Annotated in this window: 13 protein-coding genes and 1 pseudogene; 4 read left to right on the top strand and 10 right to left on the bottom strand. The window is 62.0% G+C overall.

The annotated features are described in order from the left end of the window. Positions 1–322: 322 nt before the first annotated feature. The 5 genes from D3D01_RS10570 to D3D01_RS10555 form a co-directional block, all read right to left on the bottom strand. Complete coding sequence (locus D3D01_RS10570) at positions 323–1,003, bottom strand: hypothetical protein (RefSeq protein WP_121512166.1); 681 nt, start codon at positions 1,001–1,003, stop codon at positions 323–325. After that, positions 1,000–1,263, bottom strand: a complete 264-nt coding sequence (locus D3D01_RS10565; protein WP_121512165.1) for a hypothetical protein — start codon at positions 1,261–1,263, stop codon at positions 1,000–1,002. Before D3D01_RS10565 ends, D3D01_RS10570 begins: the two co-directional genes overlap by 4 nt. 257 nt (positions 1,264–1,520) lie before the next feature. Beyond that, positions 1,521–1,688, bottom strand: a complete 168-nt coding sequence (locus D3D01_RS23685) for a hypothetical protein (protein WP_158600452.1) — start codon at positions 1,686–1,688, stop codon at positions 1,521–1,523. A gap of 465 nt (positions 1,689–2,153) precedes the next feature. Next, on the bottom strand, positions 2,154–3,125 hold the full coding sequence (locus D3D01_RS10560; protein WP_121512164.1) for a tyrosine-type recombinase/integrase: 972 nt from the start codon (positions 3,123–3,125) through the stop codon (positions 2,154–2,156). Continuing rightward, positions 3,126–3,656 carry a hypothetical protein gene (locus tag D3D01_RS10555; RefSeq protein WP_121512163.1) on the bottom strand — a complete coding sequence of 177 codons (531 nt, stop codon included), beginning with the start codon at positions 3,654–3,656 and terminating at the stop codon, positions 3,126–3,128. 117 nt (positions 3,657–3,773) lie between these two features. Here D3D01_RS10555 and D3D01_RS10550 point away from each other — a divergent pair. Continuing rightward, positions 3,774–5,327, top strand: a pseudogene (locus D3D01_RS10550) (DNA mismatch repair protein); the annotation flags it as partial. A 2-nt stretch (positions 5,328–5,329) separates the two neighbouring features. On the opposite strand, the gene D3D01_RS10545 reads toward D3D01_RS10550, so the two are convergent. From D3D01_RS10545 to D3D01_RS24070, 5 genes are all read right to left on the bottom strand, one after another. Next, a complete protein-coding gene (locus D3D01_RS10545) occupies positions 5,330–5,785 on the bottom strand; it encodes an SRPBCC family protein (RefSeq protein WP_121512162.1) in 456 nt (151 codons plus the stop codon). A 274-nt stretch (positions 5,786–6,059) separates the two neighbouring features. After that, on the bottom strand, positions 6,060–6,353 hold the full coding sequence (locus D3D01_RS10540; protein ID WP_121512307.1) for a hypothetical protein: 294 nt from the start codon (positions 6,351–6,353) through the stop codon (positions 6,060–6,062). Positions 6,354–7,006: 653 nt separating this feature from the next. Continuing rightward, a complete protein-coding gene (locus D3D01_RS10535) occupies positions 7,007–9,388 on the bottom strand; it encodes a cation-translocating P-type ATPase (RefSeq protein WP_121512161.1) in 2,382 nt (793 codons plus the stop codon). Further along, positions 9,385–10,158: a sulfite exporter TauE/SafE family protein gene (locus tag D3D01_RS10530; protein WP_121512160.1), complete on the bottom strand. Its 774-nt coding sequence runs from the start codon at positions 10,156–10,158 to the stop codon at positions 9,385–9,387. Before D3D01_RS10530 ends, D3D01_RS10535 begins: the two co-directional genes overlap by 4 nt. A 1-nt stretch (position 10,159) precedes the next feature. Further along, the gene (locus D3D01_RS24070) at positions 10,160–10,336 is read right to left on the bottom strand and encodes a hypothetical protein (protein ID WP_198560171.1); all 177 of its coding nucleotides are present in this window, start codon (positions 10,334–10,336) and stop codon (positions 10,160–10,162) included. Positions 10,337–10,503: 167 nt separating this feature from the next. Here D3D01_RS24070 and D3D01_RS10525 point away from each other — a divergent pair, with 167 nt between their 5' ends. From D3D01_RS10525 to D3D01_RS10515, 3 genes are read left to right on the top strand one after another with little or no spacing between them, the layout of a single operon-like run. After that, the gene (locus D3D01_RS10525; protein WP_121512159.1) at positions 10,504–11,736 is read left to right on the top strand and encodes a halocyanin domain-containing protein; all 1,233 of its coding nucleotides are present in this window, start codon (positions 10,504–10,506) and stop codon (positions 11,734–11,736) included. A 4-nt stretch (positions 11,737–11,740) separates the two neighbouring features. Continuing rightward, a complete protein-coding gene (locus tag D3D01_RS10520; protein WP_121512158.1) occupies positions 11,741–12,310 on the top strand; it encodes a cytochrome c oxidase subunit II in 570 nt (189 codons plus the stop codon). After that, a complete protein-coding gene (locus D3D01_RS10515; RefSeq protein ID WP_121512157.1) occupies positions 12,310–13,998 on the top strand; it encodes a b(o/a)3-type cytochrome-c oxidase subunit 1 in 1,689 nt (562 codons plus the stop codon). Before D3D01_RS10520 ends, D3D01_RS10515 begins: the two co-directional genes overlap by 1 nt. Positions 13,999–14,015: the final 17 nt, after the last annotated feature.

Raw genomic sequence — 14,015 nt, 5'->3', positions numbered from 1 at the left:
AGCGACCCACCGACACGTTTTGAGCCTCAGAAATTTTGTGAGAGGATATAGGCCCAACTTTCTACGTCCCGACAAGTGTACAGACATAGCCTGTCAGTACGGTCTACTGCGGAGAAAGGAGAAGGAAAGCTCCTCTCTCTGTGCTGTGCAACTTTATCGTTTCCACCGTCCATGTGGTCGGACTCATCCGAAGTGGGCAGTCGTTCATTGTCATTCGGTCTTCCATTGCGTTTGGTGGGATGTTGCTACACCATATACATCTCACCATTACTCTTTTGTTGACACTATTCGTTTAGTTTCAACTATAAAGAGTCGGAAAAAGTTAGAAGTCGTTGGCAGAGACGGTTAGCCCGCGAGTTTCCTCCGTCTCACCCGTCTCAGTTTCCACCGACGTGCCACCGATTCGTCCGTCGTTTTCCTCGAAGGCAGAGGCTTGTTCCTGAGTTGTTGTCCCGCTGATAAGTCCTGCCTTTTTAAGGGTATCTTCCACAGACTGCGTATCTGCGACTGTGTGGTCGGCCAATACGTCGACTATCTCCCCGACTGAGAGGCCAGCCACGTATAGCTCAGATACCACCAAGACGTTCGACGGTGCTATCATCGAATCAGGTGGCTGGAATCCCAGCAGTTCTTTGAGACGGTTCGTTTCATCTGGATAGTCGCCGAAATAATCGCTAAGGTCAATTCCGAATACTTCTACAGCCTTGCGGAGAGTAATATTCCACCGCTGTTTGACCGTGGGGTTCTCAGCACATTCTTCCGCTGCGTCTTCAATGGAATTAACCAGTTCATGACTCAGTAGTTCGGTGAGGAAACTTCGATTCTTAGGGTCGGTTAGCTCTTCCCGCTGTGGATAAGCTGAATAGGATTCTGCGGCAAGTGGTTCTCCCTCACCCCGTCCCAGTTCGGCAGTCTGAATAATTTCGTCAATCTCTGCCTCTCGCTCTGCTGCCTGTCCGTCTCTTTCTCTACAGTCTGTAATTGTTGATTCATTGAAATTCATTGGTTGTAAGCCTCTCGTGGCGTCAGCACAAAAACCGTCTTACCGTCGACTCCCAGCACAATACTGCCGTCCGTCAAATCCACAACTCCGCTTTCATCGGCAGTCTGTTCGCCATAGACGTATTCTTTCGTCTCATCATTTGCACGGAAATAGGCACGCAGTCGTTGATTCTCGACATCAAATTCTCGCCGTGAATCAGCGGGAATCTCTACCACGTCGAACGGCCCTAACTCAGTGTCGAGAGTGGCAATTTCAGTCATTCGGCTTTCTCCATGTAGTGTACACCGTTGCCATCGAAATCGATAATCACGCAGTTTTCTGGAAGGTCGACACAAACATGACCACCGTGTGTATCCTTCTCATACTTGTGACGCCATTCCGCCGTATCAGCACTAAGACGGTGCTTAAACTCTATCACGTCACTACCCACCTGATGAATTTCTGAATCTTTTAGGTCAGATTGAAGATTGAGAGTTACGCCAACAGGGCAGTTCGTCGTGCAATATTGGACAGACATCTAAAAATGCACCTCGTTGGTATCCTCAGTAAGCTTTTGACACGCTTTACGGGCCACAAGTCCCATGGGTGTCGCGGCGTCGAATATCTTATCTCGGGCCTCTTTGATAGCTTCACGGTCCTGTTCGTTAATGCGGAGTTCGCTTTCTCTGGCTTCGTGTTCAGTCATTGATGTTTTCTCCTACGTCCCCAACTTCGTCGGGACGGTTCTGTATATAACATACTGTCAGGTAATGAGCGCCGTGTTGGTTGCTAAGGCGGCAGTTCTCACTTACGGAACTGTGACCGACTCAATGGGGTGGCTATCTTGTGAGAGAATTATTACTGCGTGGTATTACCAACTAATATTCTGGGACCGCCATGTCTTACACGTATGCGCGTTAGTAAAAACATAACTGAAAGGTATATTTTATCTCTAAATGGTGTGAATATAGGCCAGAATTGCGATTAGGAAGGTTTTATTTATATCTATATCAAGGCGATTTGTAGCTATACATTCGAAACCTTTAGAGCGAAGCCCTATTCGGGGTTCGGTCTATCGCTGAGTGCGATAGCACGAAACCTTGCTGTGTGACCGTCACAGCCACTGAGGGGCAGGTGGGTGTGATTGATTACCAAGCTGTGACCAATTCGGTTAGTCGTCGTCCGTCCACCCCGATAGCATTTTCTCGCCCACAGAGTCGTCCGATACGTCGAGATAGCGCTCAGTGGTCGTCACCTTGCTGTGTCCTAACGCCTTCTGTAGTGTCCGTAGGTCGACATCATTTTCCCACCTTCTGACTGCCCCACTATGGCGTAGGGTGTGAGCAGTGATTTTCTGCCGTTCGTGGCCGTGAGCCGTAGTATAGAGAGTATCCTGTATCTCAGCGTCTTTTGCCGCCATTTTCACGACGGTATTAAGCCGCTCTGGGGTGATATGACCGTCTCTATGGTCGGACGGGAATAGGTACTCAGTTTCCCCGAATTTGGCCTCTCTATCGACGGCCCACATATCGAAAAGCCGTTTGACCTTGCCATTGAACCGAACTGTCCGACTCTCACCAGTTTTTGATACCTCAGCACGGACGGTGAGGTCGTTTCCGTCGATATCAGACTGTTTTAGAGACACTACCTCACCACGCCGCAGCATACACTGGTAGCTGAGACGGCAGAGTAATTCGTTACGAACGGTGGGAGTTGGCACATTTTCGATTAGGGTTTCTACGTCAGCCTTTGGCAAGGCGTGACGGTCTTTCCGCCTATCCAGTTCTCTTTCCTTTTTCGTCCCACTGCCGTCCGTCACTGCCTTGGTGTCGACCTTTTGTGCTGGATTTTCAGCGGGTAGGTCGACTGCAAGGCGGTCAGCGTCAGCAAGGAACTGTCCCGCCTTGAATAGCCGCACAAGCCCACTGCGATGGGTTGTAACAGTATCATACGCATAGCCTCTATCATCCGTTAGGTGTCGCAGATAGGCGTCTATATCGACGTTATCCGCAGTCAGTGGGCAGTCATCAAACCACCGACTAAATACCCGTATGGCTGAGTTGTATTGCCGTGCTGAATCACTGGTTTGTTCGATACGTTCCATCACCGCTACGCAGTCGTCACAGAGGTTTGTTTCAGACATCTATGCCTCCCGATACCAGAGAATATCTTCCTCTGCCCGCCTATCTTGGCCGAAACCTTCCACCATTTCTCTATCGACACGTTTCACGGCCCCACTGGATTCTGCCAACTGAGGCAAGGCCGTTCGGACCTTCACGGGTGGTATTCCTGTTCTGTTGGCTATCTCGTTGGCCGTCACTGCGTTATCTCGACCGCGTGGCAAGGCTTCAAACACACCGCTGGTAGTTTCCTCACTGATAGCTGACTCTGCCGATAGCATGGCGTCAGTCGCCTTTGAGACGGTTTCGTCCATGTTGCTGATTTCCGATTCCACTGAGTCGAGACGGTCCACTATCTCGGTTAGGGCCTCTGCATCAACATTCGACCCACCGTCACCGCCACTGCCACCCACGTACGAATCTGATAGCTCACGACTGACTGCCTTCTTGATAAGGTGGGTCACACTATCATACTCATCGGTGCCTTCGACCGCATTTTGCCACTCTTTCTTTCGGCCTTCCTCTACTCGAAACGCAATGGTTTCAGTCGCCATATTGGAAAACAGTGGCTACTTCCCCATAAATTGTATGCATTGTTAACAGCCACTGACGGCCCCATACGTGGCTATCAGCGGTAGTACTGTTTCATTCTATTTCGGGTTCTAAGCTACACCCGCGACGTGTACAAGGAACTGCTTGACCTCGCCGAGGAATACGCGGTCACGGCGGCTGCGGCCGACAGCATCCGGGTGCTGACGCCGCTGCCGACCCGCGAGGCGATGGACGAGCGGCTGGACGACGTGCTCGAAGCGCGGGACACGTGGGCCGGCCTCGCCGACGAGGACCAGCGGGCCGTCCTCGACGCCTTCGATGCCTTCGACGCGGACGGAGGAGAACTGGCCGCGGTCGACGTGGCGCTCGCCCTCCGTGACACCGGCATCGAGAGCGGTGTGTTCGAGCCGCTGGCGGCAATCGACGGTGAGTCCCTGTCGGCCGGCCGGGCAGCTCTCGCCGGCCTCGCGGGCGACGGTAACTCCGTCGGCGAGGGAGCCGACGAGGGACTGGACCGCCTGCGCGACCAGCTGGGACAAATCGAAGACCTCGCGGCCGCCTCGATGGAGGTCGTCGAGGCCGTGCAGGAAGGTGCGCGGCGGCCCGACGAGTTCCAGGACGCCCTCGTTCGCCACGTCACGGATGAGACGGGCATCGACGCCGCCAGGGTGCGCGATGCGATGCCGCGGGAAGCAACCGATGCCCGTGATTTCGTCGACGTGGCGCTCCGAGAACTCCGGACCGCGCTACGAAGCGACGTGCAAGAACGTGAGCAGGCGGTCGCCGACCGGTTGGAAGACGACCTCGCCGATGCGCGTGCGGAGATCGACGCCGCGGTCGAGGCGGTAGACGACATCGCCTTCTCGGTGTCGCTGGCCCGGTTCGCCATCGCGTTCGACCTGACCCGCCCCACCTTCGTCGAGGGCCGCAAGACTATCGCGGTGCAACGGGCCCGCAACCTCACAATCGCCGACGTGGAGAGCGTCCAGCCGGTCACCTACGCCATCGGCGACCACACGCTGGAGCTAGACCGGGCGAACCGACCGCCCAGCGGCGACCGGGTGGCCGTTCTCACTGGCGCGAACTCCGGCGGGAAGACGACCCTGCTGGAGACGCTGTGTCAGGTCCAGTTGCTCGCCCAGATGGGGCTGCCCGTGCCCGCCGACGCCGCCGAGGTGAGCGTCGTCGACACCGTCGTGTTCCACCGCCGGCACGCCTCGTTCAACGCCGGCGTCCTCGAATCGACGCTGCGCTCTGTCGTGCCGCCGCTGACCGAGAGCGACCGGACGCTGATGCTCGTCGACGAGTTCGAGGCCATCACCGAACCCGGCTCCGCCGCCGACCTCCTCCACGGACTCGTGACGTTGACTGTCGACCGCGACGCGCTGGGCGTGTTCGTCACGCACCTCGCGGACGACCTGGAACCGCTGCCCACAGAGGCCCGCGTCGACGGCATCTTCGCTGAAGGGCTGAATCAGGACCTCGACCTCCAGGTCGACTACCAGCCTCGGTTTGGCACGGTCGGAAAATCCACACCGGAGTTCATCGTCTCCCGACTGGTCGCGAACGCCAAGGACCCCGTCGAGCGAAACGGGTTCGAGACACTCGCCACGGCCGTCGGCGAGGAAGCGGTCCAGCGGACGCTCTCAGACGCCCTCTGGACCGACGAGTAGGGTTACGCCGTAGTGGCCTGCGCTTTGCCTTCGACTGCCTCGGCGACGTTGTCCAGCAGCCGCCGCACCTCCCGGCGGTTGTACCACCGGATAAGCGGTGCGAGGAGCGCCTCTGGGAGTGGGCCCGGAACCTCGTAATCGGCCGCGTAAGTGAGGCGCGTGCCGCCGTCCTCGGGTTCGAACCGCCAGGCGATGCGTCCCGTCAGGTCACCATGCATCTCGTAGACAATTCGCGCCGGCGGTTCGTACGTCGACGCCTGCACCTCGCCGGTAAACGTGAGTCCGAACATGGTGTACTCGTAGGCGGCACGGTTCCCGGCGTTCGGCAACCGCTCGATGCGCTCGGCGCGGGTCAGGCTCGGCGTGACGGCCGCCTGGTTCGACGGCTCGTCCATGAACGCAAACACCGTCTCGACTGGCGCATTAAGCCACCGGTCGTCGGACGTATGGACGGTCATACATACCGCTTCGTGCGCCAGTATCTTACAGGCTCGGCTCACAGTGACCGCAAGCGAGGGTACCGGTTGTGACCGGCCCCGGCGGCTACAGCCGCCGAGTGCGGCGTGACCGGGTTCTGTTCTTCGAGTCGCGTCGCCGCCTGCCGATGACGGCGGCGAGGTATATTCGATGCATGGGTGTGGACTTCCCGGCAGGAATCGAACCTGCACCGGGCGGAGGCCCGGATCCGTCTGGAATGTTCGGGAAGACAGCGACAATGGAGGAAGGCGGGACTTACGCATCACCGGCCACGTCGACGCGGTTGACCGCCATCACGCCGAACCCTTCTTGCAGGAGTTCAGTGCGGTCGCCGTCGACCTGCATCGTCAGCGACACATCTGCGTCGACTCGGATATCGGTCCAGGTGGGCCGCACGCTGGTCACGCGGTCGACGGCCACGTCTTCGACGCCGTCGACGGCCGCGAGGACGTCGGCGACACCGGCTGCGAGGGTCTCGGACCCGCCACGCGGAACGCGCAGTGATACGTCGGCCGATACCTCGGTCGGGGGGGTCGCCTGCAGCGACATAACGCCGACGGCCGGGGTCGAACCGGGCCACGAGGGCACTCACCAGTCGAGTCGCGTCGGTCGGGAACCGCACGGGTGGCGGGCATGTACGTCCGGCCCGGAGCGGCCGGTACAGGATTCCCACACCGGGATGATGGGGAACCCGAGGCTGGACAGCGAGGTAGCTACGCGATGCAGTACAGGCTCAGGGGCGAGTGGCGACACACCGGTAGGCCACACTGGCCGGCGTAAGCCTCTCAGGCGGAACAGTCGAGCGGTGGGTAGAGTCCCGCTGCTCGACAGTGAGCCAGATCAAATCGCCGCCGCAGTGCGGCGTCCGTGAGTGGGAGGCCGGTCCCACGGCGGCGAGCTAGTCTATGGTGCCACGTGCGGAATTTTCACCGAACAGGTGTCCGCGGCGGCCCGTTCCCCAATAAGGGGTGCATACTCGATCGTAGCATCAAGGCTACGTTCGATTGCCGACCGCCCGCTGTACAGCCAGCGAGCGAACGACGTTGGCGCGGGAACGGGAATTGCGTAGGTCATGGGTCACCACGTCGGTGAAAGCGACGTATATACGACCAGAACCGGTGATATATTAAATCTGTTTCAGACATGATACCAGATGACAACCGGCTGCAGTTACTGAGACGGCTGCAGTCCACAATACGATGTCAGTCGGCCGCTGCTGGCTGTTTCGGTGCGGCCGGTTCGTCAGCATTCGCCTCGCCGTGTGACGCTGTCCCCGCCAGCGTCCGCGTGGAGTTGCCCACGACGAGCAGACTGCTCGCCGTCATCGCCAGGGCCGCAAACAGCGGATTGAGAACGCCGAGCAGCGCGAGCGGGAGCGCAACGGCGTTGTAACAGAACGCCCACGCGAGGTTCTGGCGGACCCGGGTGCGGGTCGCGGCCGTCACCGCGAACACGTCGGGGACGGCCCGCAGGTCGTCGGTCGTCACGACCGCGTCGGCCGCGTCGGCGGCCAGCGACGTGCCCGACGCCATGGCGATACCCACGTCGGCGGCGGCGAGCGCCGGCGCGTCGTTGCTCCCGTCGCCGACCATGGCGACGGTCCCGCGGGACTGCAGCCGCTCGACGACCTCGGCTTTCGCCTCCGGCGGGACGCCGGCGAACACCTCGTCGACGCCGTCGTGGCGGTCGAAGGGGGCGGCTGCCTCAGGGCGGTCGCCGGTGATGACGACCACGTCGCGGTCCCGGGCGAGCGTCGAGACGACCGACTCCCAGTTCGCGCGGAGCCTGTCCCCCGCGACGAGCACGTCCCGCGCCGCGCCGTCCCAGCCGACCAGCGCCGGGACCCGCCCGTTCTCGGTCGCGCGCTCACACCGGCTCCGGAGCCCGCTTGGCACCTCGAACCCGAGGTCCTCAAACAGCGCCCGGGTCCCGACGACGACCCGGTCTCCGTCGACCGTCGCGCTGACGCCCTGGCCCGGGTGTTGCTCGAACGCCGAAACGGCCGCGTCGGGGACCGGAACGGCGTCGGTCACCGCCTCGGCTACGGGGTGGTCCGCGAACTGCTCGACGGCGGCCGCCCGGGCCATCGCCCGGTCGTCGGCCCGCTCCAGCAGTTCCATCTCGCCGGTCGTCAGCGTGCCCGTCTTGTCGAAGGCAACCACGTCCGCGTCGGTCGCCGTCTCGAACACCGCGTCGCCGGTGACGACGGTGCCGCCGTCCAGCGCCCGGCGGATGCCGGCCGCGGTCGCAAGCGGCGTCGCCAGCCCCAGCGCGCAGGGACAGGAGACCACGAGCACCGCCAGCCCGGTCAGCATTGCGTCCGTCAGCGTTGCGCCGGTGACGAGATGCCCGCCGGTGGCGAGCACAGCCAGAACGACCACCAGCGGGACGAAGACGGCGGCGATTCGGTCGACCAGCCGCTGGACGCCGCCGCGGGTGCTCTGGACCTCCCACAGCAGGTTCGTCAGGCGGTCGACGGTGCTCTCGGCGTCGGACCCGACGCGGGCGACGACGCCGCCCTGTGTCACCAGCGACCCGCCGATGACCTCGTCGCCCGCGGTCTTCCGGACGGCCAGGGACTCGCCGGTGACGAGGGACTCGTCGACGGCCGCGGTCCCCTCGACGACCGTGCCGTCGACCGGGACGCGCTCGCCGGACCGGACGACGACTTCGTCGCCCGGGTCGAGGTCGCCGACCGCGACCTCCTCGTGGTCCCCGTCGGCGCGTCGCCGGGCGCTGTCGGCCCGCTGTGTCGTGAACTCGGTGAGGCGGTCCAGCGCCCGCCGCCGGACCCGGTCCTGGTAGTAGTCGCCGACCGAGACTGCCATGACGATGACCGTCGCCACGTCGAAGTACACCTCTGTATGTCCCAAAATGACGGCGACGACGCTGTACAGGAAAGCGGTCACGGCAGCCATCGCCACCAGCAGGTCCATGTTCGGCCGGCCGGCCCGGAGGCTGACGTAGGCCCCGCGAAGCAACGGCCACCCGGTGTAGCCGACCACGACGCCGGTCATCACGGCCATGTTCCACAGCAGGTAAGCTCCTGCCTGCCCCGACGGGTCGAACAATAACAGGGACGAATCGACGCCGAGATACGCCGGGTAGAGAAAGAGGATGTACCAGAGCATGGTCATCATCCCGAAGAAGCCGCCGACGATGAGCCGGCCCTCCAGTTCGTACTCGTCGTCGGTCTCCGTGGCCTGCAGGCTGGCGCCGTAGCCGGTGCCGGCCACCGCGTCTGTGAGGTCCGATTCCGTGAGTGCGTCGGCGTCATAGGTGAGTTTCATCGTCCCCGTCGGATAGCTGGCGGCCGCGGCGACGATGCCATCGTGGTCTGTGGCCCGCGCTTCGAGGAACGTTTCGCAGGTCGCACAGTGCATCCCGTCGACCGAGAGGAAAGCCGTTTCACCGTCGGCGTCGTCCGGATCGGGTCCAGTGTCGGCTGCGTCGCGGGTTTCCGTCGCCGGGTCGTCAAGGGTTCGCGCGACTTCCAGACAGCCGCGACAGCAGAACGTCCCCTCCACGGCATCGTCGGTGACGGGCGTGTCGACCGGCAGATCACAGAGCGTACAGTGGGTCATGTCCAGGGCATCGGCAGGGGTGGTTTCGGGATGGCGATACCGAACGCCGCAAGCCCGTTCGACAGCGGGACGAGCGCGAGCGCGATGAAAACGACACCGAGCGTCCGGTGCAACGTCGCGCGATGGCCCGGCGACAGTGTTCCGAAGGCAGTCCCGTAGGCGAACACCAGCGGAAACGTCCCGAGACCAAGCGCGGCCAGCGAGAGGCCGCCGGTGAGCGCGGAGCCGGTGGCGAAGGCGTACAGGAACGCCGGGTACAGCAGCGGGCAGGGGAGCAGGCCGTGCATCGCACCCAGCGCGACCATCCCGGGGCCGTCGACCCACCGGTCGACCCTGGCGACGAGCGACGCGGAGAGTCGCTGGAACAGGTCTCCGACCAGCGGCAGCGACCGGGCCACGTCGACGGCGCGGCCACGGGAGAGATACCCCAGTCCAACGGCAATGATAGCGAGGCCAACAAAAACCCCGACGGTTCCACGGACGGCGGTCCCGAAGCGTGCCAGGCCGGCCACGTCGTACAGTACACTGCCAGCAGCGCCAAGTACCGTCCCGACGAGCGCGTAGCTCACCGTCCGTCCAGCGTTGAACAACGCGTGTTGGCGTATCTCGTGGCCTGACACCGGCCCGCCGTCGTCGAGTCTGTCGGCGTAGGTTGTGACTAACGGCCCGCACATCCCAAGGCAATGGACACTCCCAATGAGTCCCAGCCCGACGAACGCCGCGAGCCCGGCCGTTTCACCGGAACTCAGCCCCGCCGTCCCGAACTGCATGTCAGACGGTACTCGACTCTGTTGGTTGTGTCATCCAGAACAGACTGCCGGCGATGATGACGACGCTAACCAGCGAGAGCGCGACGATGGAGCGGCCGGTTCCCTGCATGTAGTATGCGACCGGCGCGAGTCCGAGCAACACCAGCAATGTTACCAGCCGGGGGCTTGACGCAGACATGTCTGGCCGTACGTTAGAGGGATTATAAAAAGAAATGGGTCGTTCCTGCCTGCTGAAAACACCATCAGGGGTTTTTTTAGGTAATCTGCTATTCTCCCAGATATGGTACGGCACGAAGCTAGAGGCAGTCAGCTGCCGGATTCGCACGACGCGGTGGGGGTGCGACGATGGCGCTGAGTCGTCGACAGTTCGTCGGTGCCGCAGCCGGGACAGCGGCACTGGCCGCAACCGGCACGGCGACAGCACAGGAGGAACCGGACTACGGCGGCTGGTTCGATGACGTTTCGAACTACGACGGGACCGTCGACAAGCGCGGGCAAGACACCGTTACGATCACTGTCGGCGCGCAGGGGAACAACGGCGCGTTCGCCTTCGACCCGGCCGCGGTGATGGTCAGTCCTGGCACGGAGGTCGTCTGGGAATGGACCGGCGAGGGCGGCGGCCACAACGTCGTCTCGGACGGCGACGGGCCGCTCGACTCCGGGGGCGCGGTCAGCGAAGCCGGCACGACCTACAGCCACACCTTTGAATCGGAGGGTATCTTCAAGTACGTCTGCGTCCCACACGAGGCGCTCGGGATGAAAGGTGCGGTCGTCGTTCGGCCCGGCAGTTCGGGCGGGGGCAGCGGCTCCGGCGGCCAACAACAGCAAGGACCGCCAGCGAACCCAGACTACGGCGGTTGGTTCGATGACGTTTCGAACTACAACGGCACTACCGTCGACAGAACTGGCGACGACAGCGTCGAGATATCGGTCGGGGCACAGGGGAACAACGGCGCGTTCGCCTTCGACCCGCCCGCAGTGCGGGTGACGCCTGGGACAGAAGTGACGTGGAAGTGGACTGGTGAGGGAGGCGGCCACAACGTTGTTTCGGATGGCGATGGCCCGCTGGACTCCGGTGACCCAGTCAGCGAATCGGGGACCACCTACAGCCATACCTTCGAAGAGATGGGCGTGTACAAGTACGTCTGTACGCCTCACGCGTCACTCGGGATGAAGGGCGCTGTCGTTGTCGGTGGCCCGCTCGATGGCAGCGGTGGCGGCAGTGGCGGCGGAAGCGGACAGGAAGGTAGCGGTATCGAACTCTCCGGCCCGCAGTGGCTCCTCTCGGGCTCGGTCCTGCTTGCGTTCTTCTCGCCGCTGTTGTTCGCAGTCGCGATGCGACGACGCCAGAACGGGCGGCCGCCACAGACGGGAGGCAGTGGCGAGCTGCGTCGGGCGACCGGCCCGGAGCCGGTTGAAGAGGCTGCCGAAACTGAACCGGCCGTCGAGCTGGGCCACGACGAGTACGACCCGAAGGGAACGGCGGCGCTGGTCGCCTTCTACTTCGTGTTGATTGCCCTGCTGTGGGTGTTCATGTACTTCGTCGAGTTCCTCGGCCGCGTCTCCATAATCGGGTGATACCATGCAGGTTCATAGATTCGAAAAAGTTTGGCTCGGTGCAGCGATACTGCTCATCGTCGGGTTCATCGCGACCATCGCGTACGGTTCGGTCGGCGTTGGCGTCGGGATGGTCGATGATTCGGGCGGACAGATCAGCGCACAGGCGGTACAGAACGGGAACACTGGTACCCAGTTCGACGACCCCGGTGTCGTCAAAGAGGACGGGCAGTACGTCGTGTACGTCGTCGCCCGGCAGTTCCAGTTCGTTCCGGGAAGCGGAGACAATCCGGTGCAGGTGCCCGCAGGTGCCAACGTAACGTTCAGAGTAACCAGTGCAGACGTGGTACACGGCTTCTCTGTGGTCGAAACCAACATCAACACGATGGTCATCCCGGGCCAAGTTTCCGAAGTCTCGGCCCGGTTCAACGAACCCGGTACCTACGGGCTCATCTGTCACGAATACTGCGGGGCGGCCCATCACACGATGGGTGGCTCCGTCGAAGTCGTCCCGCCGGAGGAGTACGATATGCAACAGGAGAACATCGGTCAGTCCGCAGATGATGCACAGGCCCAGGAGGAGGCGGATCAGTAATGGTGTTCGTCGACTCCTATCCGAAAACGTCGAAACTCGTCCGGAGCGAGTTTATTGTGGCATTTGCCGCCCTCGGAATCGGCGCGCTATTTGGCATCATCCAGTCGCTTCACCGCACTGGCGTATTCCGCGGGTTCGTCAGTTCGGCGGACTACTACACGATTCTGACGGGCCACGGCGTCCTGCTGGCGCTCGTGTTCACCACGTTCTTCATCGCGGGGCTGTTCACATGGGCTGTCGCTAACAGCCTCGAACGCGAGCTACCACACCGCATCGCTTGGTCGGCCTTCTGGATAATGCTCACGGGGACAGTGCTCGCGGCCGTGTCCATCATCGGTGGTATCGTCGGCGCGCCGTCGGTTCTGGGTCACGACCTCGAAGCCGACGTGCTGTTTACCTTCTACGCCCCGATGAAGGCGCACCCGGCGTTCTACATCGGTGCCGCGCTCATCATCGTCGGTTCGTGGATCGCCGGCCTCGCGTACTTCAAGGCGCTGTGGGAGTGGCGCTCTGAGAACCCGGATGAGCGCATTCCCCTGCAGACGTTCATGGTCCTGACGACGATGCTGATGTGGTACGTCTCCACCATCGGCGTCGCCGTCGAGGTCGTCGTATTCCTCATCCCGTGGTCGCTCGGACTTATCCAGAACATCGACCCGCTGCTGACCCGGACACTGTTCTGGTACTTCGGCCACCCGGTCGTGTACTTCTGGCTCATGCCGGCGTACCTCGTCTGGTACACTATCCTGCCGAAACTGGCCGGCGGGCGACTGTTCAGTGACCCGCTCGCTCGCGTGGTCTTCGTCGCTTTCCTCCTGCTGTCGACCCCGGTCGGCTTCCACCACCAGTACACCGACCCCGGTATCCCGTCAGGGTACAAGTTCATCGCGATGACGAACACGATGTTCCTCCTGTTGCCCTCGCTGTTGACCGCGTTCACCGTGGTTGCCTCGGTTGAGCATGGGGCTCGCCAGCGGGGTGCAAAGGGCTACATCTCTTGGCTTCGGGATCTGCCCTGGGGTAAGCCGGCCTTCGCCGGCTGTATGCTCGCCGGGCTGATGTTCGCCGCCGGTGGCTTCTCCGGCATGATTAACGCCGGGATGAACATCAACTACCTCATCCACAACACCATCTGGGTGCCTGGCCACTTCCACCTCACCGTCGGGACCGCGTTCGCACTGACGGCGATGGCTATCAGCTACTGGCTGGTCCCACAGATCACCGGGAAGAAACTCCGACAGCGAAGCCTTGCTTCAGTGCAGCCGTACGTCTGGTTCGTGGGCATGGCAGTGATGTCGAACGCAATGCACCGTGCGGGCCTCGCCGGTATCCCGCGACGGACTGCCGAACCGACCTACGACGAGTTCGCGTTCGAGGGTGTCGCCGGAACGGTCGGCGAGATGCGCCTGCAGATCGCTATCGGCGGCTTCCTGCTGTTCGTCGGCGCGGCGATGTTCCTCATCGTCATGGCCGACACCCTGCTCGCTCGCCGTGGCGGGACGCTGTCGGTCAACGGCAATATCCCGGAACCGCTGTCCGGCGCCGATCACAGCCCGCGCATCCTCGACAACTACAAGCTCTGGACGGCGATTGCCCTGCTGCTCATCGTCATCGCCTACGGGCCGCCGCTCGCCAGCATGGTTGCTGACGGACTATTCGCGCCCGGTAGCCCGCCAATCCCAGTCTAACACCACTTCACTACTCT

The organism is Haloarcula sp. Atlit-7R (assembly GCF_003666065.1).
GTDB lineage: Archaea > Halobacteriota > Halobacteria > Halobacteriales > Haloarculaceae > Haloarcula > Haloarcula taiwanensis.
This window is presented reverse-complemented; position numbering and strand designations above follow the sequence as displayed.

What these genes read in the sequence shown, in the direction of transcription:
- D3D01_RS10570 (WP_121512166.1), bottom strand. Translation starts at nt 1,003, where the DNA reads ATGAATTTCAATGAATCAACAATTACAGACTGTAGAGAAAGAGACGGA.
- D3D01_RS10565 (WP_121512165.1), bottom strand. Translation starts at nt 1,263, where the DNA reads ATGACTGAAATTGCCACTCTCGACACTGAGTTAGGGCCGTTCGACGTG.
- D3D01_RS23685 (WP_158600452.1), bottom strand. Translation starts at nt 1,688, where the DNA reads ATGACTGAACACGAAGCCAGAGAAAGCGAACTCCGCATTAACGAACAG.
- D3D01_RS10560 (WP_121512164.1), bottom strand. Translation starts at nt 3,125, where the DNA reads ATGTCTGAAACAAACCTCTGTGACGACTGCGTAGCGGTGATGGAACGT.
- D3D01_RS10555 (WP_121512163.1), bottom strand. Translation starts at nt 3,656, where the DNA reads ATGGCGACTGAAACCATTGCGTTTCGAGTAGAGGAAGGCCGAAAGAAA.
- D3D01_RS10545 (WP_121512162.1), bottom strand. Translation starts at nt 5,785, where the DNA reads ATGACCGTCCATACGTCCGACGACCGGTGGCTTAATGCGCCAGTCGAG.
- D3D01_RS10540 (WP_121512307.1), bottom strand. Translation starts at nt 6,353, where the DNA reads ATGTCGCTGCAGGCGACCCCCCCGACCGAGGTATCGGCCGACGTATCA.
- D3D01_RS10535 (WP_121512161.1), bottom strand. Translation starts at nt 9,388, where the DNA reads ATGACCCACTGTACGCTCTGTGATCTGCCGGTCGACACGCCCGTCACC.
- D3D01_RS10530 (WP_121512160.1), bottom strand. Translation starts at nt 10,158, where the DNA reads ATGCAGTTCGGGACGGCGGGGCTGAGTTCCGGTGAAACGGCCGGGCTC.
- D3D01_RS24070 (WP_198560171.1), bottom strand. Translation starts at nt 10,336, where the DNA reads ATGTCTGCGTCAAGCCCCCGGCTGGTAACATTGCTGGTGTTGCTCGGA.
- D3D01_RS10525 (WP_121512159.1), top strand. Translation starts at nt 10,504, where the DNA reads ATGGCGCTGAGTCGTCGACAGTTCGTCGGTGCCGCAGCCGGGACAGCG.
- D3D01_RS10520 (WP_121512158.1), top strand. Translation starts at nt 11,741, where the DNA reads ATGCAGGTTCATAGATTCGAAAAAGTTTGGCTCGGTGCAGCGATACTG.
- D3D01_RS10515 (WP_121512157.1), top strand. Translation starts at nt 12,310, where the DNA reads ATGGTGTTCGTCGACTCCTATCCGAAAACGTCGAAACTCGTCCGGAGC.